Annotated in this window: 27 protein-coding genes and 1 riboswitch; of the genes, 24 read left to right on the forward strand and 3 right to left on the reverse strand. The window is 38.8% G+C overall.

The features are described from left to right. Positions 1-4: 4 nt before the first annotated feature. The 10 genes from CS937_RS16510 to CS937_RS16555 all read left to right on the forward strand — a co-directional run bounded on the left by CS937_RS16510 (position 5) and on the right by CS937_RS16555 (position 11,745). Complete coding sequence (locus tag CS937_RS16510) at positions 5-760, forward strand: SDR family oxidoreductase (RefSeq protein WP_099160097.1); 756 nt, start codon at positions 5-7, stop codon at positions 758-760. A 175-nt stretch (positions 761-935) separates the two neighbouring features. Further along, positions 936-2,258: an ABC transporter substrate-binding protein gene (locus CS937_RS16515; protein WP_099159566.1), complete on the forward strand. Its 1,323-nt coding sequence runs from the start codon at positions 936-938 to the stop codon at positions 2,256-2,258. 96 nt (positions 2,259-2,354) lie between these two features. Further along, the gene (locus tag CS937_RS16520; protein WP_425445474.1) at positions 2,355-3,686 is read left to right on the forward strand and encodes a carbohydrate ABC transporter permease; all 1,332 of its coding nucleotides are present in this window, start codon (positions 2,355-2,357) and stop codon (positions 3,684-3,686) included. Positions 3,687-3,698: 12 nt separating this feature from the next. Beyond that, positions 3,699-4,520, forward strand: a complete 822-nt coding sequence (locus CS937_RS16525) for a carbohydrate ABC transporter permease (protein WP_099159568.1) — start codon at positions 3,699-3,701, stop codon at positions 4,518-4,520. A 64-nt stretch (positions 4,521-4,584) separates the two neighbouring features. Next, positions 4,585-5,667, forward strand: a complete 1,083-nt coding sequence (locus tag CS937_RS16530) for a Gfo/Idh/MocA family protein (protein WP_099159569.1) — start codon at positions 4,585-4,587, stop codon at positions 5,665-5,667. A 565-nt stretch (positions 5,668-6,232) separates the two neighbouring features. Continuing rightward, positions 6,233-6,952 carry a ThuA domain-containing protein gene (locus CS937_RS16535; protein ID WP_099159570.1) on the forward strand — a complete coding sequence of 240 codons (720 nt, stop codon included), beginning with the start codon at positions 6,233-6,235 and terminating at the stop codon, positions 6,950-6,952. Positions 6,953-6,965: 13 nt separating this feature from the next. Beyond that, complete coding sequence (locus CS937_RS16540; protein ID WP_099159571.1) at positions 6,966-7,988, forward strand: Gfo/Idh/MocA family protein; 1,023 nt, start codon at positions 6,966-6,968, stop codon at positions 7,986-7,988. Next, positions 7,985-9,025 carry a Gfo/Idh/MocA family protein gene (locus tag CS937_RS16545; protein ID WP_099159572.1) on the forward strand — a complete coding sequence of 347 codons (1,041 nt, stop codon included), beginning with the start codon at positions 7,985-7,987 and terminating at the stop codon, positions 9,023-9,025. The genes CS937_RS16540 and CS937_RS16545 overlap by 4 nt, the downstream gene beginning before the upstream one ends. Before the next feature lie 29 nt (positions 9,026-9,054). Continuing rightward, positions 9,055-10,023, forward strand: a complete 969-nt coding sequence (locus tag CS937_RS16550) for a sugar phosphate isomerase/epimerase family protein (RefSeq protein ID WP_099159573.1) — start codon at positions 9,055-9,057, stop codon at positions 10,021-10,023. A gap of 771 nt (positions 10,024-10,794) precedes the next feature. Next, the gene (locus tag CS937_RS16555) at positions 10,795-11,745 is read left to right on the forward strand and encodes an NERD domain-containing protein (protein WP_099159574.1); all 951 of its coding nucleotides are present in this window, start codon (positions 10,795-10,797) and stop codon (positions 11,743-11,745) included. A gap of 421 nt (positions 11,746-12,166) precedes the next feature. On the opposite strand, the gene CS937_RS16560 is transcribed toward CS937_RS16555, so the two are convergent. Then, positions 12,167-13,237, reverse strand: coding sequence for a C40 family peptidase (locus CS937_RS16560; RefSeq protein WP_099159575.1), 1,071 nt, complete (start codon positions 13,235-13,237; stop codon positions 12,167-12,169). Between the two features lie 259 nt (positions 13,238-13,496). Between CS937_RS16560 and motA the strand changes: the two genes are divergently transcribed. From motA to CS937_RS20025, 6 genes are all read left to right on the forward strand, one after another. Further along, entirely contained in the window at positions 13,497-14,297 is an 801-nt protein-coding gene (gene motA, locus CS937_RS16565; RefSeq protein ID WP_099159576.1) for a flagellar motor stator protein MotA, read from the forward strand. Further along, positions 14,275-15,060 (forward strand): flagellar motor protein MotB, encoded by a 786-nt coding sequence (gene motB / locus CS937_RS16570; RefSeq protein ID WP_099159577.1) that lies wholly within the window; start codon positions 14,275-14,277, stop codon positions 15,058-15,060. Before motA ends, motB begins: the two co-directional genes overlap by 23 nt. A 70-nt stretch (positions 15,061-15,130) precedes the next feature. Beyond that, positions 15,131-15,230, forward strand: a riboswitch (cyclic di-GMP riboswitch). A 97-nt stretch (positions 15,231-15,327) separates the two neighbouring features. Then, positions 15,328-15,789 carry a chemotaxis protein CheX gene (locus CS937_RS16575; protein WP_099159578.1) on the forward strand — a complete coding sequence of 154 codons (462 nt, stop codon included), beginning with the start codon at positions 15,328-15,330 and terminating at the stop codon, positions 15,787-15,789. Between the two features lie 213 nt (positions 15,790-16,002). Then, positions 16,003-16,953, forward strand: a complete 951-nt coding sequence (locus CS937_RS16580) for an LCP family glycopolymer transferase (protein WP_099159579.1) — start codon at positions 16,003-16,005, stop codon at positions 16,951-16,953. Positions 16,954-17,117: 164 nt separating this feature from the next. Next, the gene (locus CS937_RS16585; RefSeq protein ID WP_099159580.1) at positions 17,118-17,411 is read left to right on the forward strand and encodes a DUF1643 domain-containing protein; all 294 of its coding nucleotides are present in this window, start codon (positions 17,118-17,120) and stop codon (positions 17,409-17,411) included. A 37-nt stretch (positions 17,412-17,448) separates the two neighbouring features. Next, positions 17,449-17,586: a hypothetical protein gene (locus CS937_RS20025; RefSeq protein WP_425445475.1), complete on the forward strand. Its 138-nt coding sequence runs from the start codon at positions 17,449-17,451 to the stop codon at positions 17,584-17,586. A gap of 187 nt (positions 17,587-17,773) precedes the next feature. Here the strand turns inward: CS937_RS20025 and CS937_RS16595 are convergent, their stop codons facing one another. Then, positions 17,774-18,094, reverse strand: a complete 321-nt coding sequence (locus CS937_RS16595; RefSeq protein WP_099159582.1) for a hypothetical protein — start codon at positions 18,092-18,094, stop codon at positions 17,774-17,776. A 447-nt stretch (positions 18,095-18,541) separates the two neighbouring features. On the opposite strand from CS937_RS16595, the gene CS937_RS16600 reads away from it, so the two are divergent. The 5 genes from CS937_RS16600 (at position 18,542) to CS937_RS16620 (ending at position 20,946) form a co-directional block, all read left to right on the forward strand. Further along, positions 18,542-19,255, forward strand: a complete 714-nt coding sequence (locus CS937_RS16600) for a hypothetical protein (protein WP_099159583.1) — start codon at positions 18,542-18,544, stop codon at positions 19,253-19,255. A gap of 71 nt (positions 19,256-19,326) precedes the next feature. Next, positions 19,327-19,824: a hypothetical protein gene (locus tag CS937_RS16605; RefSeq protein WP_099159584.1), complete on the forward strand. Its 498-nt coding sequence runs from the start codon at positions 19,327-19,329 to the stop codon at positions 19,822-19,824. A gap of 68 nt (positions 19,825-19,892) precedes the next feature. Next, positions 19,893-20,060 carry a hypothetical protein gene (locus CS937_RS16610; RefSeq protein WP_176555866.1) on the forward strand — a complete coding sequence of 56 codons (168 nt, stop codon included), beginning with the start codon at positions 19,893-19,895 and terminating at the stop codon, positions 20,058-20,060. A gap of 205 nt (positions 20,061-20,265) precedes the next feature. Continuing rightward, positions 20,266-20,661, forward strand: coding sequence for an effector binding domain-containing protein (locus CS937_RS16615; RefSeq protein WP_099159586.1), 396 nt, complete (start codon positions 20,266-20,268; stop codon positions 20,659-20,661). Positions 20,662-20,754: 93 nt separating this feature from the next. Beyond that, a complete protein-coding gene (locus CS937_RS16620; RefSeq protein WP_099159587.1) occupies positions 20,755-20,946 on the forward strand; it encodes a DUF6366 family protein in 192 nt (63 codons plus the stop codon). A gap of 236 nt (positions 20,947-21,182) precedes the next feature. Here CS937_RS16620 and CS937_RS16625 read toward each other — a convergent pair whose 3' ends face one another. Further along, positions 21,183-21,410, reverse strand: a complete 228-nt coding sequence (locus tag CS937_RS16625) for a hypothetical protein (protein ID WP_099159588.1) — start codon at positions 21,408-21,410, stop codon at positions 21,183-21,185. A 448-nt stretch (positions 21,411-21,858) separates the two neighbouring features. On the opposite strand from CS937_RS16625, the gene CS937_RS16630 reads away from it, so the two are divergent. From CS937_RS16630 to CS937_RS16640, 3 genes are all read left to right on the forward strand, one after another. After that, positions 21,859-22,878 (forward strand): SH3 domain-containing protein, encoded by a 1,020-nt coding sequence (locus tag CS937_RS16630; RefSeq protein ID WP_176555867.1) that lies wholly within the window; start codon positions 21,859-21,861, stop codon positions 22,876-22,878. Positions 22,879-23,244: 366 nt separating this feature from the next. Beyond that, positions 23,245-23,565: a hypothetical protein gene (locus CS937_RS16635; RefSeq protein ID WP_099159590.1), complete on the forward strand. Its 321-nt coding sequence runs from the start codon at positions 23,245-23,247 to the stop codon at positions 23,563-23,565. A gap of 138 nt (positions 23,566-23,703) precedes the next feature. Next, the gene (locus CS937_RS16640) at positions 23,704-24,063 is read left to right on the forward strand and encodes a DinB family protein (RefSeq protein WP_245835773.1); all 360 of its coding nucleotides are present in this window, start codon (positions 23,704-23,706) and stop codon (positions 24,061-24,063) included. Positions 24,064-24,091: the final 28 nt, after the last annotated feature.

Consider the following 24,091-nt stretch of genomic DNA (forward strand, 5'->3'; position numbering starts at 1 on the left):
GGTTATGAAAAAATTAAAAAATCAAGTTGCAATCGTAACTGGGGTCAGCCATGGTAACGGAATTGGTGCTGCTGTATGTCGCAAATTAGCTGCAGAAGGGTCAGATATATTTTTTACGCATTATCATTCGAATTCAGGATGGCCGAGCATGTTTGAAAAAGAAATAATTGAGTTGGGTGTAAGGTGTGCGAGTATGGATATTGATTTATCCCAATCGGATGCTCCAAACCAAATTCTCGATGAAGTCTCGGAAACGCTTGATTTTCCGACTATAGTAATTAACAATGCTGCTCATTCGTTACGGGATGGATATCAGAAACTTGATGCTAAAACGTTGGACGATCATTATGCTGTGAACATGCGAGCAACTCTTTTATTTAGTGTTGAATTTGCTCGCCGATTCCAACAATCAAAGCTTACTTCAGGCAGGATTGTTAATATGACTTCTGGACAAAGCAAGGGTCCGATGGTTGATGAATTGGCCTATGGTGCAACGAAGGGGGCTATATCTGCATTTACACTTTCGTTGTCGGCGGAGGTAGCTTCATTAGGGATCACGGTTAATGCAGTAAATCCTGGACCAACAGATTCTGGGTGGATGTCCGAAGAAACAAAGCGCATGCTGTTACCAAAGTTTGTAATGGGGCGTATTGGAATGCCGGATGATGCTGCACGATTGATTGCTTTTCTAGTAAGTGATGAGGCTGCATGGATCACTGGACAAGTAATCGATTCAGAAGGTGGATTTTTAAGGCAATAAATTTTAGAGTTATTTTTTATGAGTTTATTTATTAACGTAATTTTTTAAATTTAAAACTTATTGACAACATTAATAATTATTGTATAATAATACCCATAATGAAATCGATTTCATTTATTAGAAAATTTAAATCATTTATCTGGCGAATGGAATCGATAAATAAGGGGGAACTAAATTGAAGTTGTGGAAAAGTACACTAGGTATCTTTTTGATTGTCGCGTTAGCAGTTTTTTTAGCTGCATGTAGCAGTTCTGGTACAACTGAGCAAGACAACCCTGATGAGAATACGGACACAGATGCAAATGAAGAATCGAAGGAAGAAGAGGAAGTCACAATTGTTTACGCACGTGGTGTTGATACAACAGGCTCTAATGAGTTAATCATTGAGGCTTTTGAAAAGGAACATCCAAACATAAATGTCGAGTTTCGTGAGATGCCAGCAGATACGGGGCAATATCACGACCAACTTGTAACCGCTTTCAGTTCACAGAGTTCAGAAATTGATGTTTTCAATGGCGATGTTATCTGGCCAGCAGAGTTCGCACAAGCAAATTATGCGTTGGAGCTTGATCGTTTCATTGAACGAGATGGTATTGACATGGATGCATATTTCCCTGGAACCGTTGCATCTGCTAACTTTGACGGAAAACAGTGGGCATTACCGCAATTCACCGATGCTGGTGTGTTTTATTACAGGACCGATATTGTAAAAGAACCACCTAAAACATGGGATGAATTGATTGAGCAAGCGAGTAAGCTGAAAGGTGAAGCGGGTACAGAATTCGGATACATTTTCCAATCCGCTCAATATGAAGGATTAATATGTAATGCTATTGAGTTTATCGCTTCATATGGTGGTCAGGTTGTTGACGAAGATAATAATGTAGTGGTAGATAGCCCTGAAACCGTTAAAGCGATCAAGAAAATGCAGGAAATTGTAAATTCCGATTTTGTTCCTGATAATATTTTAAATTTCCAGGAAACGGAAACAGAAAATGCTTGGATTGAAGGGAAGTCCGTATTTGGACGTAACTGGCCGTACATGCAAGCATCCTCTGCAGACGAAGAAAGGTCGAAAGTAGTTGATAATGTTGCGATGACTACACTTCCAAGCGGGGATGCGGGCAGTGCTTCTACGTTGGGTGGATGGATGACAATGATCAACCGTTATACAGAGCATCCAGAAGCGGCATGGGAATTCGCTAAGTTTCTTTCAGGTCCAGAGGCACAGAAGATTGCTGCAGTAGAAGGTGGACGTGCACCGACTTTAAGAGATCTTTATAATGACCCTGATGTAAAAGAATCTAGTCCTTTATTTGCAAACCCGGATTTTGTCGAGGTGTTAGAAAATGCAGTATCACGTCCAGTATCACCAATCTATCCTGAAATCTCAGACATCATGCAAATTGAGTTGTCAAAAGCGTTAACTGGTGACCAATCTGCTGAGGATGCAGCTAAAAATATGCAAACAAAAATTGAAGCAGCGATGAATGAATAATGAGATGATCGTTTAAGTGGAGCAAGATGGGCGGAAACTCTCATCTTGCTTTTCTATTAATCGTAATTGAAAGCCTTAAATGTGAGGAGGTTCATGATGGGAAATAGGAAAACACCGCGATTTCAATTAAATGAAAAACAGCTTGGCTATGCAATGGTTATCCCATCTCTTATTCTAGTTATTGTTGTTGTCTTGTGGCCAGTTGCCCAGTCGTTCTGGAACAGTTTATTTGATTACAGGCTGAACGATCCTGCGCGCTCTCAGTTGATGCTGGATTCTAATATCGATTTGGAGAATTATGTTGATAATCATTTTTATATTACGAAACAGTTGGAAGGGCTGGAGAGTGCTGCCGATAGCGATGAAGCGAAAAGCACAGTTGCAGCGATAGAGGAAGGTGTAAACAAGTACCATTCGAAGCTGCTTAGCAATGAGGAAATTAAAGCAAAAGTGGAAAAAGTTGATAAGCTATTGATGAATTTCCAACCGGTGACCAATCCGGACTTAAAGTATACCAAAGTTGATAACGATCTTGCGGCTGATTACCGAAAAGCGCTTAAATCGTATGAAGCTGATCTGGTAGCGATTGCTGAATCAAGCGGTGATGAAGCGGTTGCTCAGAAATTCGAACAAACAGCAGATTTACTCGGGTCTACTTCTGAAACAATTTTGGAATCGAACTTCATTGGGCTGGCTAACTATGGGAAGTACTTGCAGGATGCGCGGATGTGGCGTTCAATTTGGAACACAACCTTTTTTACTGTTATATCTGTAGCGTTAGAGTTAGTACTTGGTTTGGGAATTGCTTTACTTATTAATCGCGCGTTTAAAGGCAGAGGCTTGGTCCGGGCTTCGGTACTTATTCCGTGGGCTATACCTACAGCTGTAGCGGCTATGATGTGGGGATTCTTATTTGATGGACAATCCGGGATCGTGGGGCATTACTTGGAGGTACTTCATATTATTCCAGATGCATCGTGGCTTTTATCCACGTCCGAGGGTGGCATGTTTTCGATTATTTTAGCCGATGTTTGGAAGACAACGCCATACATGGCACTCCTGCTATTGGCAGGTTTACAGACCATACCGAATTCATTGTATGAAGCATCGGATGTTGATGGTGCCAATAAAATTCAGCAGTTTTGGAGAATTACGATGCCATTACTTAAATCGTCTATATTAGTTGCATTGCTGTTTAGAACGTTGGATGCCTTCCGAGTATTCGACTTAATTTACGTGTTGACTGGTGGAGGACCGGCAAATGCAACAGAGTCCATTTCGATTTACGCATATAAGACATTGTTTGCCCAACAAAATTTTGGTGAAGGCTCGGTGCTTTCGGTGATTGTATTCTTATGTGTGGCGATCATTAGTTTTGTTTACGTGAAATTAATCGGTTCTGAACTATTTGCAGGTCGTACTAAATGAGGAGGGTAGTAAATGAATAGACGAGCAGGAATTGGTTTTTACGTGTTTCTAGTTGTGTTTGTATTTCTTGTTATGTTCCCGTTTATCTGGGTGTTTTTGACATCGATTAAAACTCCTGGTGAAATATTCTCTTCTTTTAGATGGTTTACCAATAATCCATCACTCGAATCGTACGAAGCTGCATTAACGAATCGGCCGTTACTCCGTTATATGTTAAATAGTTTTGTAGTTTCAGCATTAACAACGATTTTGGCTTTAGTATTTGCGTCGTTGACATCCTACGCTTTGACGAGACTGCCTATTAAAGGAAAAGGACTGATCTTAGGTCTCGTTTTAGCGGCATCGATGTTTCCGCAAATCGCGATTATATCACCAATGTTTAATTTGATAACGGATCTGGGCTTACGCAATAGCTATCTTGGCTTGGTGATTCCGTATATAACGATTAGTTTGCCTTTAGCTATTTGGATTCTAGCAACCTTCTTTCAAAAAATTCCGTTCGAGCTAGAGGAATCGGCAAAACTTGATGGGGCAAGTCCATTCCAAACATTTCGGAAAATTATTTTTCCACTGGCTGCGCCGGGAGTGTTTACGACTGGGATTCTAGTATTTATTGCGGCATGGAATGAATACTTGTTTGCGTTAACGATTAATAGTGATGATTTATGGCGTACCGTCCCTGTTGGAATATCGATGTACCAAAGTCAATATTCTATTCCATGGGGAGATATTTCAGCAGCAACTGTTATCGTGACGATCCCAATCGTAATTTTAGTTTTACTATTCCAACGAAGAATTGTTTCAGGTTTAACGTCAGGGTCTGTTAAGGAATAACGTGGAATTTTGTGGATTTGTAAGGCGGGAAAAATTTTTAATGATGAAAGTGGGATGACTGGATATGGTGGAAAAATTAAAGGTTGCGATTATTGGTTGTGGGGGAATTGCCAACGGAAAGCATCTCCCAAGTTTATCGAAGCTTAAGCAGGTGGAACTCATTGCTTTTTGTGACATCAAGGTTGATAAGGCACGTAAAGCTGCGGAAGAATATGGAGTTTCAAGGGCGCAAGTTTATGAGGATTATGATCAGCTTCTGCAAGATCAGTCTATTGATGTAGTACATGTCTGTACCCCGAATATTTCACATGCAGAAATTTCGATTGCTGCATTGAAAGCTGGAAAACATGTCATGTGTGAAAAACCGATGGCAAAAACGTCGAAGGAAGCGCGATTGATGGTAGAAACAGCTGAGAAGACTGGAAAAAAACTGACAATTGGGTATAACAATCGTTTCAGACCTGACAGTCAGTATTTACATAAGACTTGTCAGCGTGGCGGTTTAGGAGAAATTTATTATGCAAAGGCACATGCCATTCGCAGGCGTGCTGTCCCAACCTGGGGAGTTTTCCTGGATGAAGAAAAACAAGGCGGCGGGCCATTAATTGATATTGGGACACATGCATTGGATTTAACGCTGTGGATGATGGATAACTATAAACCGAAATCTGTAATGGGATCAACGTTTCATAAGCTAGGAAAGCGGGAGAATGCTGCGAACGCGTGGGGCCCTTGGAATCCAGAGAAATTTACAGTGGAAGACTCCGCATTCGGGTTCATCACCATGCAGGATGGAGCAACCATCACACTTGAATCCAGCTGGGCATTAAATTCACTCGATGTCGATGAAGCAAAATGCTCGTTAAGCGGAACCGAGGGTGGAGCAGACATGAAGGACGGATTACGGATTAACGGCGAAAACTTCGGGAAACTTTACACAACACATGTCGATTTAACTGCTGGCGGTGTTGCTTTCTACGATGGTGATGAAGAAAGCGATGCTGAGCTTGAAGCCCGTTTATGGATTGAAAGTATAGTAAATGATACAGAGCCAGTTGTAAAACCGCAAGAAGCACTTGTTGTGACACAAATTTTAGAGGCAATTTATGAATCCGCTCGAACAGGGCAGGCGGTTTATTTTGATTGATGGGGTGTTGGTGAGGATATTGGGTTGCGCGATTGGGGCGTGTAGTTGCACGTTAATGTAATGAAGTTGCGCGCATATGTTGGGATATTGCGCGCTGGGAGTGAAGTAATGCGCGTTTATGGTGAGATATCGCGCGTTCAGGCGGTAATATTGCACGTTAAATGAGATTGCACGATTAGGGCGTGTAGTTGCGCGTTAAATGAGAAGAGTTGCACGCTCAAGTCGGGATATTGCGCGCAAGGCGTGAAGTAATGCGCGTTTATGGTGAGATATCGCGTGCTCAGGCAGTAATATTGCACGCTGGGCGTGAAGTAATGCGTGTTTATGGTGAGATATCGCGTGCTCAGGCAGTAATATTGCACGTTAAATGAGATTGCACGATTATGGCGTGTAGTTGCGCGTTAAATGAGAAGAGTTGCACGCTCAAGTCGGGATATTGCGCGCAAGGCGTGAAGAGTTGCGCGTTTATGCTGAAATATTGCGCGTTCAGCCCAAACTACAGCACACTCGCCCTCCAACAATCGCTTGCATGTTTTAGTGAATTTTTATAAGGAGAGTGTTTTATATGAATGTTACTGTATGGAATGAAAATCGGCATGAAAAACAGAATGATAAGGTTGCGGGTATTTATCCGGATGGGATTCATGGGGCGATTGCGGCGTTTTTACGTGAGGCTGGGCTTGATACGAAAACGGCAACGCTTGATGAGCCTGAGCATGGATTGACGGATGAGGTGCTTGCAGATACAGATGTGTTGGTTTGGTGGGGACATAAGGCACATAATGAAGTGAAGGATGAAATTGCGGAAAAGGTCAAGCAGCGTGTTTTGGATGGAATGGGATTGGTTGTGTTGCATTCGGCACATTTTTCCAAGGTGTTTAAAAAGTTAATGGGTACGACGTGTGATCTTAAATGGCGGGAAGCTGACGACCGGGAGCGTCTCTGGGTAGTTGATCCGAGTCATTCGATTACGGAGGGGCTTGGTGAATATATCGAGCTTGAAAAAGAAGAAATGTATGGGGAACATTTCGATATTCCAACGCCTGACCAGTTGCTATTTGTAAGCTGGTTTGAGGGAGGCGAGGTTTTCCGGAGTGGGGCTACGTTTAAACGTGGAAAGGGGAAGATTTTTTATTTCCGACCTGGTCATGAAACGTATCCGACATACCATAACAAAGAAATTCAACAGGTGATTACGAACGGAGTGAATTGGGCTGCCAATAAGAACACGCCTTCCCCAACGTATGGTAATCGAAAGCAATTAGAGAAAATATCCGATAAGTAAGGGGGAGTTAAATATGTCAACATTACGTGTTGCTGTTATTGGTTGCGGTAGTATCGCAAAAAATAGACATTTAATCGAATATCATAACAATCCTCATGTTGATATTGTTGCTGTGTGTGACATTGTGGAAAATAGGGTGCAGGAGTTCGCTGCTTTATATCAGGCAAATGCTTACACAAGCTATGAGGAGCTTCTTGAGAAAGAAAAACCAGATGCCGTAAGTGTTTGCCTGCCGAATTATCTCCATGCACCAGTTTCGATTGCTGCTTTCAATCAAGGCTGCCATGTTTTGTGTGAAAAGCCAATGGCAACCTCACGGGACGAAGCGGAACAAATGATTGATGCAGCACACAAAAATAATAAAAAGCTAATGATTGGGCATAATCAACGTTTTGTTTCATCCCATAGAAAAGCGAAGCAGTTAATTGAGCAAGGGGATGTAGGAAAAATTTATAGCTTCCGAACGACTTTTGGCCATGGTGGACCTGAGGGCTGGAGTGCTGATGGTAAAAATAGCTGGTTCTTCAAAAAAGACCAAGCCTTTATCGGTGCGATGGGTGATCTCGGCGTACACAAGGCAGACTTACTTCGGTATTTATTAGATGAGGAATTTGTTGATATGGCTGGCTTTGTGGAAACGAATGCAAAAGCAGATACGGATGTTGATGATAATGCTGTCTGTATTTTAAAAACGGAAAGTGGCGTGATTGGAACACTTGCAGCGAGCTGGGCATACACGTCTAAGGAGGATAATTCGACTATTATATATGGTGAAAATGCTACATTGCGACTGGAAGACCATCCGGATTATTCGTTAATTGTTACTTATAAAAATGGAGAAGTTGTAAATTATGAGTTGGGTGGCATTCAATCGAATGAAGAGGGTGGCCAAACAACGTCACATGTGATTGATCATTTCGTCGATTGCATTTTACATGACACGGAACCATTAATTAATGGGGAAGAGGGCAAAAAATCGCTGGAGGTTATTCTAGCAGTTTTGGAATCTAGTAAGGTGGAGAAGGTAGGAAAATGACCAAGTTACGAATGGGATTAATCGGTGTAGGTGGAATTGCGCAGGACAGACATATTCCAGCCTACTTAAATTTATCGGAAAAGGTTGAACTAACTGCTGTGCATGATGTTAACGAATCACGTGCACGAGAAGTAGCGGAGAAGTTTACCATTCATCATGTTTTTACTAACTACCATGACATGTTTGAAGTAGTCGATGCGGTGACGATTTGTACCCCAAATAAATTTCATACGGAAATTTCTGTTGCAGCATTAGAAGCAGGTGTGCATGTTTTGTGTGAAAAACCGATGGCAATCACAACTGAAGAATGTGAACAAATGATAGAGGCTTCCGAGAAATCGAACAGACTTTTGTCCATTGCTTATCATTATCGGTACACTGAAGTTGCTCAGGTAGCGAAGCAAGCAGTTTTGAACAATGAAATCGGTGAACCGTTGGTGACGAGGGTTCAGGCATTACGCCGGCGAAAGGTTCCAGGCTGGGGAGTTTTTACAAATAAAGAGCTGCAGGGCGGCGGTAGTTTGATTGATTACGGTTGTCACCTGCTTGATTTGGCACTCTGGTTATTAGGAAATCCGGAGCCTGTAGAAGTGATGGGGACAACCTATAATCGATTGAGCAAAATTCCGAACCAAATCAATGATTGGGGAACCTTTGACCATGAAACGTTCGACGTTGACGATCATGTTTCTGGATACATCACGTTTCAGAATGGAATGTCTCTTTTGCTCGAATGTTCATGGGCAGCGAACATAAAGGAGGATACGAAGCATATAAGTATTTCTGGCGTAGACGGTGGTTTAAACGTTTATCCATATGAGCTTTATCAGCCTAAACATGGAACATTTATGGAAAGCTTTGCAAAGGCGGAGTACGATGAACATAAGGCAGGATTTGTTCAAGCGGAAAATTTTGTGGATAGTTGCTTAGGGGAAGCGGAACTAATCGTTAAACCAGAGCAGGCGTTAAGCGTTACAAAAATTATAGAAGCTATTTATAAAAGCAATGAAACGGGAACAAGCGTAAGAATTGTGTAAGAGAAAATTTCAAGCGGGAGTGAGTTAACATGAAACTAGGCGTATTTACGGTGTTATTTTCAGAGAAGTCGTTGGATGACATGCTTGATTATGTAAAAGATGCTGGATTGCAAGCGGTTGAAATAGGCACTGGGGGGAATCCCGGGAACGCGCACTGTGAATTGGATGCATTACTGGAAAGTGAAGATAAGCGTAAAGAATATCTCGATAAAATCCATTCCAGGGGGCTGACGATCAGCGCGTTCAGCTGCCATGACAATCCGGTTTCACCGAATAAAGAAGTGGCCAAAAATGCGCATGACACATTTGTGAAAACCGTCAAATTGGCAGAATTAATGAATGTTCCTGTTGTCAATACATTTTCAGGCGTGCCAGGATCCAATGAAGCATCCATGTATGCAAATTGGCCAGTCACTCCATGGCCAACGGAGTACTCTGATATTTTAAAATGGCAATGGGAGAACAAGCTGATCCCATACTGGAAAGAGCAAGGTCAATTTGCCAAGAATCACGGTGTAAAAATAGGCTTGGAACTGCATGCAGGGTTTCTCGTCCACACCCCATACACCATGCTTAAATTAAGAGAAGCAACCAACGATGCAATAGGAGCTAATCTTGACCCAAGCCATCTGTGGTGGCAAGGAATCGACCCCGTTGCAGCTATAAAAATTCTCGGCAAGGAAAATGCCATTCATCACTTTCATGCTAAGGATACGTACATCGATCAGGACAATGTTAACATGTACGGATTAACCGACATGCAGCCTTATTCCAATGTGCAAACTCGGGCGTGGACTTTCCGATCAGTAGGCTACGGTCACAGCAGCCAGGAATGGTCTAACATTGTTAGTGCGCTCAGAACGTATGGCTATGACTATGTGATCAGCATTGAGCATGAGGATCCGATTATGTCGATTGACGAAGGATTTAAGGCAGCAGTTAGAAATTTGAAGGGAATTAATATAGAAGAAGCTCCGACTGATATGTGGTGGGCTTAAGCGTAGGGAGCGTGATCTCCGTTGGTAATTGCGAGGTAAAATGTGGGGTGTGTGTGATTCGGGGGCGGAGCGTGCAATAAGGCGTGAGAAACGCGCAATACCGTGCAGTAAACGTGCGATGAAATGCGTAAAGCGCGCAGTACAGTGGGTATCGCGCAATAATACGAGAGAAACGCGCAATACCGTGCAGTAAACGTGCGATGAAATGCGTAAAGCGCGCAGTACAGTGGGTATCGCGCAATAATACGAGAGAAACGCGCAATACCGTGCAGTAAACGTGCGATGAAATGCGTAAAGCGCGCAGTACAGGGGGTATCGCGCAATAATACGAGAGAAACGCGCAACCCCGTGCATAATCGTGCGATGAAATGTGTAAAGCGCGCAGTACAGGGGGTATCGCGCAATAATACGAGAGAAACGCGCAATACCGTGCAGTAATCGTGCGATGAAATGCGTAAAGCGCGCAGTACAGGGGGTATCGCGCAATAATACGAGAGAAACGTGCAATCCCTGCCAGTAATCGCGCGATGAAATGTGTAGATCGCGCAATCCTAGTTATTAACTATGCAATAGCTTCAATAACATAAGGTTTTCTGCGTCAGCGGAAAACCTATCATTTTATTAATAGCCGGTTTTTAATTAACAAAGATTCAAGAAAAAAGTATATTAATTTAATTTATCTAATGCTATAATTGTTGTGCAATTGAATTATCCTCGTTTATCCTCACTTTTTATACGTTCAAAAATAAAATTAAATAAAAGGAGTATGCAATGATTATTAGAAGACGTACTAAACCACTTCCTCTGCAAAAATTAGATGCTGTTATTCCACGTTTATCACCACAATTTAAACGACTACCTGAAATGCAATTAGATGCTGCCAATCGATATAAAGGTTATATTGGTGAGCAAAAGGTTGACTATCATCTAGAGTTACTCCCGGGCAATTTCACAATCCTCCACGATGTTTGTTTGGCAGCAAACAATAAATCCTTTCAAATTGATTCCATAGTCATTTCACCTCATGCTATTTTTATAATTGAAGTTAAGAATTATGATGGCACTGTCACCTTTGATACAACCTTCAAACAATTTACCCGCAACAACGGCGACAAAGATACAGGTTATCGCTACCCTATTACACAAGCTGAAAGCAGCAAACTCAAACTTACGAACTGGCTACATGAACAAAACTATCATGATATTCCCGTGCACTATCTTATTGCGGTAAGTGACCCTTCCACCATTATAAAAGTCAATGGCGATAAGCAGGCTATCGCCGAAGTGGTGATGCATGGGGAATATATTCCGATGAAGGTAATGGAGATAGATGAAAAATTTGCTCGTAGCGGCCAACCTCGGTTAGAGAGTCGGAGAATTGGGGAGGCAATGTTGTGGGAGTGTCAGGAATTTGATTTTGAAATAGTGGGGAGGTATGGGATTACGAATAAGGATATTTTGACAGGAGTGCACTGTCCGGAATGTGGGCGGCTTGGGATGGAAAGGAGACGGAAAACCTGGCATTGTACGAAATGTGGTAAAGCTACTAAGTATGCACATATTAGAGCGATTAAAGATTATTTATTATTGATTAACTCAAGCATAAGTAATAAAGAGTGTAGACGTTTCTTACGCCTGCCATCCAGAAGTATAGTCACACGTATATTACAAAAAAGTGAATTAGTATATCAGAAAAAACATAAGTCATGGGAAAAAGCGTAGTAATTACGACAAGTTTAAACGGGAAAAGCTAAATTTAACACGCAATGTTAAGGGAGAGCGCGCAACAATCCTGGATAATCGTGCAGTAATGTGATTAAACCGTGCAATATTATGATAAGAACGTGCAATAAGGCAGAATAACCGTGCAAACCCAGAGCCCGAGCGCGCGATAATGCGAGTTAACCGCGCGATCCCAGAGCCGAAGCGCGCAATAAAGCAATCCAACCGTGCAATCCCAGAGCCGAAGCGCGCAATAAAGCGATCCAACCGCGCAATCCAACAGCCCGAGCGCGCAACCCCCACACCCCTCCATAACAACAAAAAAAGGAAGATTCTTTACCTAAGCAGAGAATCTCCCCTTTACAACCGGCACTTCATTAAATTTAACAAAAACCGGCTTTTCATAAACTATAAACAAACCTTAATAAAATCGCTTATATCCTTCAAAATGCTTGCTCCAGTAAGAACTGCTCAAGTTGCTGATCTGTACACCGCTAGATCCTGCGTGGATAAATTGGTTGCCGCCTAAATAGATTCCTAGATGGGAGATACCTGATTTATACGTGTTTTCAAAGAATACGAGATCCCCAGGAACAGGCTTGTTTACGTAAAATGAGCGGTTATAGTATCCGCCACTAGACAATCGGCTAATGTTCATGCCTGCTTTTTTATACGTATAGTAGATAAATCCGCTGCAATCAAATCCACTAGGTGTGGAGCCGCCCCATGCATAGTCAACGCCAGTCATGCTTTTCGCAACGCTAATTAATTTGCTAACATTATAGTCAACATCAGCTACCGGCGTTTCACTCGCACTATTCCCAGACCCTGACCCAGAGTCTGCAGCAACTTCCCCGCCGATATTCAGCTTCTGTCCAATCAAAATTAGATCGGAGCTTAATCCATTCCACTTTTTCAATTCAGAAACGGATACGCCGTTACGTGAAGCGATGCCGGATAATGTGTCACCTGATTTAACGGTATAAACTTTTGATGATCCAACTTGTTCCTTAGGTGGCGTGCTAGTTTTGCCAGAATCTTTATTTCCGCTATTATTCGCACCAGAAGAATCAGAGCTTGAACCAGCACTTACCTTAAACACATTCCCTGGATAAATTAGCGTTGAATCTAAGTCATTCCACTTCATCAAATCTGCTAATGATATATTATGTTTAAATGCGATTCCACTTAATGTATCGCCTGGCTTAACTGTATATGTAGTAGTTTTATTGGTAGATGTATTTGTGGTAGGTTTAGTTGATGATTGCTTTTTGTTTGTTTCTAGTACCTGATTCGGAAAAATAATGTTGCTTGATAGATTATTAATGGTTTTTAATGATGTAACATTTGTGTCGAATTGTTGCGCGATTGACCATAATGAATCCCCGCTTTTAACCTTATATGACGCTGCCTCTGCTTCATCTGTAGCAACAAACGCTGATGCGATCACTGCACTGGCGGTTACTGACATGAACAATTTTTTATTTGCCAATTCTCATAATCCTCCTTCGAGATTCTATATAGTGAACCATATTTCTATCATTATAGCATGGAAAAATGAAAAAGTAATAAATATTTATCAAAAATTTGGTAGTTTTGCCTATCTATTCTTGTCAGTAAATTAATTTGTCGATTTTAGTAGAAAATAATGCGTCATCTATTTACATCTGAAAAAATTATGTCGATATAACTACATAGAAAAGATATAACTTTATTAGTTCTAAAGATGTATATAACGTGGAGGTTAAAAGATGGATAAAGCATCAGTATTTGGAATCATTATAGGGATTATTGGTATTGGGGTAGGGATGGTATTAAAAGGTGTTAGTCCTGTAGCAATCATAAACCCTGCTGCATTATTGATTATTTTATTAGGAACCATTGCTTCTGTCTGCATTGCTTTTCCTATGAATACATTAAAAAAAGTACCGACACTCGTAAAAATTGTATTTACACAAGATAAAAATAACAGCATTAAAGATATCATTACATTATTTACACGATGGGCTGAACGGAGTCGCAGAGAAGGGATTCTATCTTTAGAAAGTGAGACAACGGAGTTAAAGGACTCTTTCTTGTCATCCGGATTGCAATTAGTTATTGACGGCCAAACGCCTGAATTTATTCGGGAAGTAATGCTGGAAAAGATTGATGCAATGGAAGAAAGGCATCAAAAGGGTGCTTCTATATTTACGCAAGCGGGTACTTATGCGCCAACTTTAGGGGTACTTGGAGCGGTTATTGGATTAATTGCCGCACTTAGTAATATGAATGATATTGAAGCGCTAGGCCATGCAATTTCAGCTGCATTTATTGCAACATTGTTGGGGATTTTCACAGGGTATGTGTTATGGCATCCATTCGCGAATAAGCTGAAGGAAAAATCTGAAAATGAAATTCGCATTAGACTAATTATGATTGAAGGGATATTGTCGATAACCAACGGAGAATCACCTCAAGTCGTTAAGGATAAATTGGGTTCTTATCTCCCATCAAAAGAATTAGAAAAAATGTATATGGAGGAAATCGATGAAACGGAAAAAACAGCGTAGAAATAGCCATATAAATGAATCGTGGTTACTCCCATACTCGGATATGCTTACACTTCTTGTTGCGTTGTTTATTGTATTATTTGCGATGAGTGAAATAGATGTACAAAAATATAAGGAGCTTTCGCAGGTTTTTAAGAATGAATTCTCCGGTGGGCAGTCCATATTCGAAAATAAGGAAAGTCCAGTGAATAAGCCAAATGAAATGCCAATAGACATCGAAAAAGACAAAGACAAGGATAAAGAGAAAGAAAACGATAAAGAAAACCAGGAGCTTGCCAAACTACAGGCGATGCAACAGAAAATTAATAATTATATTACGAAAAATAAACTTTCTGAAAAGCTTGCAACAAAATTAACGGATGAAGGATTATTAGTCACCATTTTAAATGATGTGTCGTTTGATTCTGCAAGTGCCGAGATAAATAAAAAAGGGGAAAAAATAGCAAGAGAAGTATCGGAGTTTTTATATTCCGATCCCCCTCATCAAATAGTGGTAAGCGGACACACAGATGATCGCCCTATACATAACGAAAAATATGCATCCAATTGGGAATTAAGTGTTATACGTGCAGTTAACTTTATGCGGCTATTGCTGCAAAATGAAGACCTAGATCCCGAACGGTTTAGTGCCAAAGGATTTGGTGAACATCATCCAATCGCACCTAACACAAGTGAAGAAAACAGGGCGAAAAATCGCCGTGTAGAGGTACTTATTTTACCTAATTATGAAATTCAAACAAAAGGGAGCAATAATAACAAGTAATGAAAAAGGAAAAAGTGGAATGGATGATTTCAATCGTTTGCACTTAAGTACTGGTCAAAATGAACTATAATTTGAAAAAAGGCAAACTACTCGAAAGGGTAGGACGCAAAGCTTAGGGTCTACCATATGAAGGGTTTTTATCCTTATATCATGATTGCCTGGCTACCAATTGTATTGATTCTTAATAGTAATATATTAAAGTCTATTGGCTATTCTATTCATAGAATGGCTATTTTTATAAATGTTTAAAAGAAGGAGAGAGGCATATTGGAGATCACGATGGAAAAAAGGAATAAAATCATAAAGGAATTGTTAAATGGTACATATACATCCTTGAAGACAGTCGTACCAATTAAACATGAGATATCAAAGCCGCAATTGTTGGGAAAAGCTTTGCATACACAGTTTGGCGTACTAATTGGTATCACCGGAGATGTAGGAGGGAAATTGGTTTTGTCCGGCGAGGAGACTGTGTTCGGCGCGATAGGTGAGACGATGTTTGGAATGGCACTGGAAGGAGAAATGCTTGCATCGTTTAGTGGGGAACTAGGCAATATGCTAGCTGGAAGTCTGTCGACAACGATCGAGGGAGAGGGAATTAATACAGATATTACCTCGCCAACGATTATACAAGGCAACACCTCATTATCTGGGTACATGCAGGCGCTTCATGTGACGGTTGCATTTGCTGGAGCCGGGGATATGGATATTTACTTGTTGTTGGATTGATAGAAACTTGAAAAGGGATAATGTAAAAATAAACCTGTTTATTTTTACATTTTTTTTGGGAATTAGAAGCGATTGTTTCTCATGCACGTGAATGGCATTGTAATCATCAAAATGGATCCTAAAAGTAACTAGTAATCTATTCTTAATAAATGGTATAATAGAACTGTTTTTAATGAAATATTAGAATTTATCCACGGATTGAGGTATGTAACAATGTCAGATATGAAACGTTCAGATAAAAGAAAAAAGCCAAAACGTCTTTGGCTAAAGATAAGTTTAGCTGTGATTCTAGTACTAGTGCTTGGTGTAAGTGCATATGCATTTTCTATTTATAACAATGCAAAGGACACTGTAAACGAGAAAATGCATGAAAATGTATCATCGATCGACCAAAAAGTTGGAAAGAAAAAAATTAGTGAGCAAATGCCACTTAATATTTTGTTGCTTGGTGTTGATAAGCGCCCAGGAGATAGTGGACGATCAGATGCATTGATGGTACTTTCATTAGATCCAAAGAATAATAAGATGCAGTTAATCAGTATTCCACGAGATACTAGAACAACTATCGTAGGTAAAGGGACTAAAGACAAGATTAATCATGCATACGCTTTTGGTGGAAAAGATATGTCGATTGCAACAGTAGAGAATCTATTAGACATTGAGCTAGATTACTATGTTCAAATGAATATGAAAGGTTTATCTGAAATGGTAGATGCGGTTGGTGGTATAAATGTCCAAAATGAACTTGACTGGTATGATGAGGGCTTTTATAAAAAAGGATATCATTATGCTAAGGGTGAGATTTCATTAAATGGAGCTAAAACAATGGGGTATGTTCGCATGCGTCATTTAGATCCAAACGGTGATTTTGGGCGGACGAAACGCCAACGTCAAGTTATTGAGGCTATTGTTGATAAAGGGGCTAGTATTGCATCGGTTAATAAGATTAATGACATGATTGATGTTCTTGGTAATAACATGGCGACTAATATGGATTTTGAGGATATGAAGGATTTGCTGTTTAATTATAAAGACGTGAGAAAGAATATGGTTAATTATATGGTGAAGGGTAGCGGAACGACTATTGATGGCGTGTATTACTATTTAGTGCCGGATGAAGAAATTGCTAAGGTACACGGGATGATTGCTGATATTAAGTCGTAAATAACCAGACTTATGCGGACTGTTAAGGGAAGCATAAGTCTTTTTTGCATTAAAAATACTCTTAGATAGCAAAAGTAAAGAGTATTTAATTGGCTTTTGGTTACATATATCATAACTAATGCTTGAAAAAATTAATAAACACTTTTTACTGGGGGGTTTAATTAGTGGGAGTTTTTAATGGGAATAAAAATGAGGTTGTTGATTGTGTCTTGGATAGCAAAAAGAAAAATAGGTATGTGTTGACCTGTACATGGGAGAAAAAGAAACCAAGTATTACCTTTATAATGCTTAATCCTTCTGTTGGGAAACAGGAAAATGCAGATCCAACATTAAGAAGATGTATAAATTTTGCATTAAACTGGGGATATGGATCTATAAAGGTTGTGAATATTTTTTCCCAAATAACCCCTAATCCAACAGAATTGCAAAATCCTAAAAAAAGGGGTTTCAGAAAATGATAAACATATTAAAGAAGTAATTGTTGTATCGGAAAAAGTGATATTAGCATGGGGAGAATTGAAAGCAAAACCACACATAGGAAGAGCGAAAGAAATAATTAGTTTGGTTCCAGTTGATAAAAGATATTGTATTAAGAAGACAAAGAAAGGTTTCCTTGTCATTCTTTATATTTGAGGAAGGATTTAAAAGCTATAGCGTGGTAGAAATTGGGGGTTATTTACTTGGGATGTTAATCAAACATTAATTGGACTTGCTTGCAAAATGTTTTAGGAGATCGATTTTATCAATTATACCTGCTGTTTAGCCACTAAAAAAGACTTGTCATATGTACAAGTCTTTTAATAAGATTTACGATAATTGCCTAATTAGTTGCAGTATTGTCATAAGCAACGTTTTTATCTTTTGTGGCTGCATTTATCATTAGGAATATTGCTGAAAGTATATGCATAATCATACCTACAAATGGTATCCAGCCTATACATGAAGTTATAATACCTAAGATACTACCAGTACTTGCTCCGCCATCTTTCTTGGTCAACACTAGTGTGATAATATGTAAAACTAACATAATTGCGAGTGGCGTCCAGAAAAGACTAACAATGAATACTCCTCCAACTGCTGGAATACCTAGAAATGCCTCAAATGCTCCTGTTACCCATTTCAAAACTCTTGATGGTGACATTCGTTTCCCTCCTTTAAAGTATATTTATATTTCAGTATAATGAAACATGAATAAATAGTACCATTACTTTTTACTTACGTCTACATATTTTTACATTTTTATACTAATTATGATAATTCTTCTATTATGCTGAAATGTGAAACTGGAATGACAGTACAAGGAACAAAAGTCATGAAATATGTAAAAGAAAACGATGAATGGAAGTATAAAGGGGACAGTTTATTTCTGTTGAAGATACACCTTTTAACTTATGATCTTAATAATGTGTATAAAGAATTTCCTAAACAAAAATTATCGATGAAGAGGTTATGAAAGGGAAGAAATATATAGTAATTAAAGTTGAGTACTACTATGATGTAAGAAATGTGAAGGACTCGGTAATATTTATGACAAATTAAGTAGGAAAATGTTTGGAGTTCTTTTTGTGTTAAAGAAAGAAGGTTTAAAATGGATGTCAGAAAGGAAGCAGTCGGTATAGCGGCCATAGTTCTACTACTACTTCCATTAGCTGCAGGTGGATTCTGGGTGGCGAAAAGCCTCATTTATGGTCCAACTAAATCGGTAGCAGTAGCAACTGAAACGGAAGAGGCTAAGTATACTGCTAATGATCACTCTACTAGGCTAGTAGATGGGCACGAAAAAATTTTGCCAGATCTAAGTGACTTCTTCATAGAAGAAAAGGAAGAGATGGTTTTGGTAGAGGAAGAAGTCGATGAAGTTGTCACGGTGGAAGATGAGGGAGATACTGAAGCGGGTAATGATGAAAGTTATGATAGTGGTGAATCGTGGAGTGTAAGTGATGGCAATAATGTTTCTAGTAAAAGTGATAATACAATAAACAAATCAAATGAGTCAAAAGAAAATGTTGTGGAAAATAAAGATGATACTAATAATCCAAAAGAAACAGAAAAAGTGAACGATGAAGATGAGGTGCCTTCTGAGGATAATGGTAAATCGGAAAGCCCGTCAAAAAATATGCAAGGAAAAGATGATACTACTGATCCTCCAAAGGAAGATTCAGAAGCTGGTACTGGTAATGACGTAAATGTTGAGACTACAGAAGATGATTCAACGGAAGAGGTAGTAGACCCCCCAGAGGAGGAAAATTCAGGAGAGGAAAATATAGAGAATCAGACTGAAAAAGAAACTAATTCGATTTAGGATTGGTAAGATTGAAACCTTTTTCCAGGAAGGAGGAATGATATGCATGTGATAAAATCGTTGTTGGTAGTTTGGAAAATATAAAAGATGGACTTTACTATCACATTGGTACGTTAAATTATGATGGACACTTTTACACGTTCGAATATACATTTCGAAGTGAATCGCCCCGAACAGTAAAGGAAGCTATTCACAAGGGTTATCATTTGCATCCAGTATTTCCAGTGCTTGAGAAAACGTACAAATCCGAAAAATTATTCCCTGCTTTTGATCGCCGAATACCGGGTAAATCTCGAGTTGGATACGAAAAAATTTTGGAAGAGTTCAATTTGCCTGCCTATGCTGACAGGATGGATATGCTTCGTATGACACGGGGAATGCTCTCACAGGATCAATATTCTTTTGAAGAGCCATTACGTTTGAATGGCAATCAGTTATGGTCTAATTTTTATGTAAATGGAATGAGGCATCGCACTGAATTACCCAAAAATTGTTCTGAGTTAATTCACGAAGGGGAACCCTTAATACCAGAATTAGAAGAGGTAATGAACATGATCCATACGCTGTAAAGGTAATGACAGAGTCGGGAATTCACATTGGTTATACATTTGGTATATATGCCCAAGCAGTACATTCATTGTTGAAACAAAAAATTCCTATAAACCTTACAGTTAAACAATTGCGGTCACAATTTGCCTCACAATGGTGGGTTCAAGTAAAATTAGAAACGACAATCGAACTGGAAAAATCCGATGAACGATATCGTCGTAATTTAGAGGGATTTATTTTTCAAGGAAGTGCCTAATTTGATAGTTATGGGTACTTGTCAGGAATTTTTGAGGTCAGTTGTGGCTTTAAAATAAAGATTGATAATATTGAATAAAGATCGATAATTTATAAAAAAGTTTGATACAATTGTGTTGATAGTCTGGATTATGACACTTCAACAATCTGGCCATTTTGTTGAAAAATGCTTATTAAATTAAAAACAAATTGAAAGGGTGGAAATTATGGATTTAACGCTTATAAACACTATTAGAACAAATAATTTCAATGATGAACAGGTGATGCAAAAGATTATGGATATGTGGAAAGGTGCATCGGCTGACTTATCGCAACAGGAAGGCAATACATACGGTTTGTATCATGAATATGAGTCTGATTATAAAGGCGATTATTCATTGAGTGTTGCTATCGAAGGGAAAAATGAATCGTCAATAACAATCCCAGAGGATATAGAATATGAGGTTTTTAAAGTCGACACTGATTCAGAGCAAGGAATTTTGAATACCTGGAATGAAATTTGGAATAAGGAAAAAGAAGGACAATTGGATCGCGCTTATACTTATGATTTTGAAAAGTATTATCCAAATGGAAATATAGATATTTATATTGCTGTTAAGTGATAAGGTTATTCCAGAAAAGGGCGCAATTCTGGAGTAAAAATCTGCGCTCTATTTATGAATAGGGTAAAACATATAACTTTTAGGGGGGATAATTTGGGAAGAGAAAATGAAACTCCCGAGGAAAGAAGAGAAAGAATGAGACAAGAGGAATTAAAAAATCCATCTAGTAGCATTCACGGAAGTGGTCTTTCCGATTTAGTAGGTGGTCTGGGTTGGAAAGGTACTGGAATACTAATTCTTGTCCTTATAATAGGTTTTATAATATATGCCGTTTTCTTTCGCTAACAATCTTCCGTAATAGGGCGCATTTCTGGAGGAAGAAATGCGTTCTTCTTAATGAATAGGGCCATTTAATATTATGAAAAATATTGATATCATTTTCAATGTTTTTTGCGATATTAATTATATACGCATAAAAAAACCACCCCTTAGCAAGGATGGAGGATGGTTGCTTATTCTTCGGGAGTGTAAAGACGGTTTTCTCTCACATAAAGAAACCCTTGCCAATAATACAGAGATTTTTAAATTATCCCTATTACTATCGAAATTAACAGACCAAGAGGCACTCCTATGTAAAATAATGTTTTCGCTTTACCAATGATTTTCTCGTCTATATCTGCTTTTTCCTGAATGTTCCACATCCAATTCACATAAAGCCAAATAAATAAAGATATCGCATAAAACTTCCAATGATCCTCATATCCTTCAATAAGCACCATCCCAGCCATAATACCAGCAAGCATATCCATATAAACAATATTGTTTTTCGTTACCTCAAATTTGATAGTACCTTCCCCCTTTTAAGAATATTTTACTATAAACAAATCCAATATGTCTCTATAACTTATCTTCATACACTCCGATGCAGAAACATATTCTGATACCTCGATATATTTATTTTGATAATCTAATTTTGAATGTACCCTCTATTGAAGTCGTAGATATAAAATTTTCAAGACCGTTATTCTTTTTTAGTGCAATGGTTATCTACAAAGAAAATCATATTGAGGCTAACTAATGAAAAAGTGAAATTGTTCCGTTAACGGGCGCAATAATGGAGCAAAGTTATGCCGGAATCGGCCCGATTTATGCTGTAAAAATCATAAATTTGAAAGACATTTGAATGATTCTAAGGTTTAAACGAAGGTAGGTATAAGAATGTCAAATAATAATAGCAGAGATAAATTTACGAGTGCCATGGAAACGGTAAACAAAAGACCCTTCCCTGATATAAGCAAAGTGACGAGTGCCATGGAAACGGTAAACAAAAGACCCTTCCCTGATATAAGCAAAGTGACGAGCGCCATGGAAATGATAAACAAAAGACCCTTCCCTGATATAAGCAAAGTGACGAGCGCCATGGAAATGATAAACAAAAGACCCTTCCCTGATATAAGCAGAGTGACGAGCGCCATGGAAACGATAAACAAAAGACCCTTCCCTGATATAAGCAAAGTGACGAGCGCCATGGAAATGATAAACAAAAGAACTTTCCCTGATATAAGCAAAATGACGAGTGCCATGGAAATGATAAACAAAAGAACTTTCCCTGATATAAGTAAAATGACGAGTGCCATGGAAACAATAAACCAAAGAAATTTGCTTGGTATGGACAAAATTGCGTCGTTGGGAGAAACATTAGCTATATTTTCCGATAAAATAGGAGAAATAGATTGGAGAAATTATGAGTTAACTAATAAAGATATAGAGCAAGCCCATGATTTATTGGAAAATGAAAATGCAGAGGAAATAGTAAATAAAGAGCTTAGTGTAAATAAAGATCCTAATAAATTAAGTAAACCTATTAAGAGCTTTTTAATTTGTATTTATCGCCTAATAATGTTTCTTGCATCGTTGGTAACGGTAGAAGAATTTACGGAAAATAAAGTAATTCCTGTAATACAATCATATATACATCATGAACAAGAAGGCACGTTTCAGTCCGAAAGAGCCGGTATAAAGTGGGTTAATGATGAATTGAAAAAGGATGTCTCAAGTCAAATCACAAACAATTTCAGAATAGTCACTAAAAAAAACCTTATAGTACGTGAAGCAAAAAGAAAGGATTCGAGAATAGCCGGGAAATTAAATACTGGATACGTGGTTCAAATTCTTGAAAAGAAAAAGAATTGGTCTTATGTGCTTTATTCTAATTATCAAAATGATGAAGTTATAGAAGGTTGGGCTTTTACAAGATACCTTAAGCAAATTAAATAACGGCTGTATACATATTAAGCTATGAATGATAGTTCAACTATCGGGCGCGAGAATGGAATAGGATATAGCGCTAGATCTGCATATAAGGGGCCAATTGAAGAATATTTTTTTCCGACATAGTTAGAAGGAAAAGGGAGCTGATATGATGAATTCTTCTATTGTGGCTGCATTACTTGTAATCTTTATTGCTACTATTGGTGTAAGTTCTAAAAAGAAAAAGAAGTAAGGCAATAACCAGTTAATTTAGGAAAAGACTATGCCGCAATCGGGCGCCATTCCGGAATAAGACTGGGCGCCCAATCCCGCGGAAAAGGGCCATTTTGTTGAGGAGAAATTTAGAAAGAAAAAATGAAGGTGGGATGAAATATGATTGATGCTGGTTGGCTTAACATCGGCAGTTTGATACTTGGATTAGTAGCTTGGATAATTCCTATTATTAATCTTGCGGGAGATAAAAAACAGAAGAATATGAAATGGATTGCTCTTTCCATTATCAGTTTCAGCGCTTGCGCTATCGCAATATGTTTACAAATTTTTTATAACCTTCACTTGGTAAAAATTGAAGACTGGGCTGCTCTGGGGGATACAATGCGTGGTGTAGCTGTTGCTTCAACAGTACTTGTCATTGTTACCATTTTATTAAATGCACTTACGTTGTTTTTATATCGGGATAGGGGCGCATTGTAAAACAATCGGGCGCTATTCACTAATAAGAATTTGCGCCAATATTGCATCAAGGGTCTAGTTTACGAAATAACAGAAACTGTTTTTATTTGTTAAATCGTAATAGTAATTAGGATTAAAATGGTGAGAGGTGAAGGCAACATGGATTCGAATGGATTTCTTTATGCTGCAAAAATGACTGATGCCTTAGCAAAGGAAATTTCGGAAACCAAATGGGATATTCAGTTGATTACAGAATTGGGATCACTGAGGAAGCTATTCATCCACATAATCCGTGTTAGGAATATATACAGGGATGGATTAAGAACCGGTTTTGTAGAATTTCCGGGTGATCTTCCATCTGAACACAATCTAATTGACCAGTTAGAAAGAGCCTCGAATGAATTGGCGTTTGAATTTACGCAGGTAACCCACGAAAGCATTAAAATGGGTGCGGAAAACTTATCCATCATGGAACTGTTAAATACCTCAGTACAGCATGAAGGCATTCATCAAGGATAGTATTTTGTTGCTCTTAAACAAGCTGGAA

The sequence above is a fragment of the Virgibacillus ndiopensis genome, assembly GCF_900187325.1.
GTDB classification, from domain to species: Bacteria; Bacillota; Bacilli; order Bacillales; family Amphibacillaceae; genus Virgibacillus_E; species Virgibacillus_E ndiopensis.

Coding starts and splice junctions, on each gene's coding strand:
- CS937_RS16640 (WP_245835773.1), top strand. CDS start 23,704: ATGGATTCGAATGGATTTCTTTATGCTGCAAAAATGACTGATGCCTTA.
- CS937_RS16625 (WP_099159588.1), bottom strand. CDS start 21,410: ATGGATATGCTTGCTGGTATTATGGCTGGGATGGTGCTTATTGAAGGA.
- CS937_RS16520 (WP_425445474.1), top strand. CDS start 2,355: ATGGGAAATAGGAAAACACCGCGATTTCAATTAAATGAAAAACAGCTT.
- CS937_RS16550 (WP_099159573.1), top strand. CDS start 9,055: ATGAAACTAGGCGTATTTACGGTGTTATTTTCAGAGAAGTCGTTGGAT.
- CS937_RS16600 (WP_099159583.1), top strand. CDS start 18,542: ATGGATGTCAGAAAGGAAGCAGTCGGTATAGCGGCCATAGTTCTACTA.
- CS937_RS16630 (WP_176555867.1), top strand. CDS start 21,859: ATGGAAACGGTAAACAAAAGACCCTTCCCTGATATAAGCAAAGTGACG.
- CS937_RS16635 (WP_099159590.1), top strand. CDS start 23,245: ATGATTGATGCTGGTTGGCTTAACATCGGCAGTTTGATACTTGGATTA.
- CS937_RS16540 (WP_099159571.1), top strand. CDS start 6,966: ATGTCAACATTACGTGTTGCTGTTATTGGTTGCGGTAGTATCGCAAAA.
- CS937_RS16535 (WP_099159570.1), top strand. CDS start 6,233: ATGAATGTTACTGTATGGAATGAAAATCGGCATGAAAAACAGAATGAT.
- CS937_RS16510 (WP_099160097.1), top strand. CDS start 5: ATGAAAAAATTAAAAAATCAAGTTGCAATCGTAACTGGGGTCAGCCAT.
- CS937_RS16580 (WP_099159579.1), top strand. CDS start 16,003: ATGTCAGATATGAAACGTTCAGATAAAAGAAAAAAGCCAAAACGTCTT.
- motB (WP_099159577.1), top strand. CDS start 14,275: ATGAAACGGAAAAAACAGCGTAGAAATAGCCATATAAATGAATCGTGG.
- CS937_RS16545 (WP_099159572.1), top strand. CDS start 7,985: ATGACCAAGTTACGAATGGGATTAATCGGTGTAGGTGGAATTGCGCAG.
- CS937_RS16615 (WP_099159586.1), top strand. CDS start 20,266: ATGGATTTAACGCTTATAAACACTATTAGAACAAATAATTTCAATGAT.
- CS937_RS16555 (WP_099159574.1), top strand. CDS start 10,795: ATGATTATTAGAAGACGTACTAAACCACTTCCTCTGCAAAAATTAGAT.
- motA (WP_099159576.1), top strand. CDS start 13,497: ATGGATAAAGCATCAGTATTTGGAATCATTATAGGGATTATTGGTATT.
- CS937_RS16530 (WP_099159569.1), top strand. CDS start 4,585: ATGGTGGAAAAATTAAAGGTTGCGATTATTGGTTGTGGGGGAATTGCC.
- CS937_RS16595 (WP_099159582.1), bottom strand. CDS start 18,094: ATGTCACCATCAAGAGTTTTGAAATGGGTAACAGGAGCATTTGAGGCA.
- CS937_RS16525 (WP_099159568.1), top strand. CDS start 3,699: ATGAATAGACGAGCAGGAATTGGTTTTTACGTGTTTCTAGTTGTGTTT.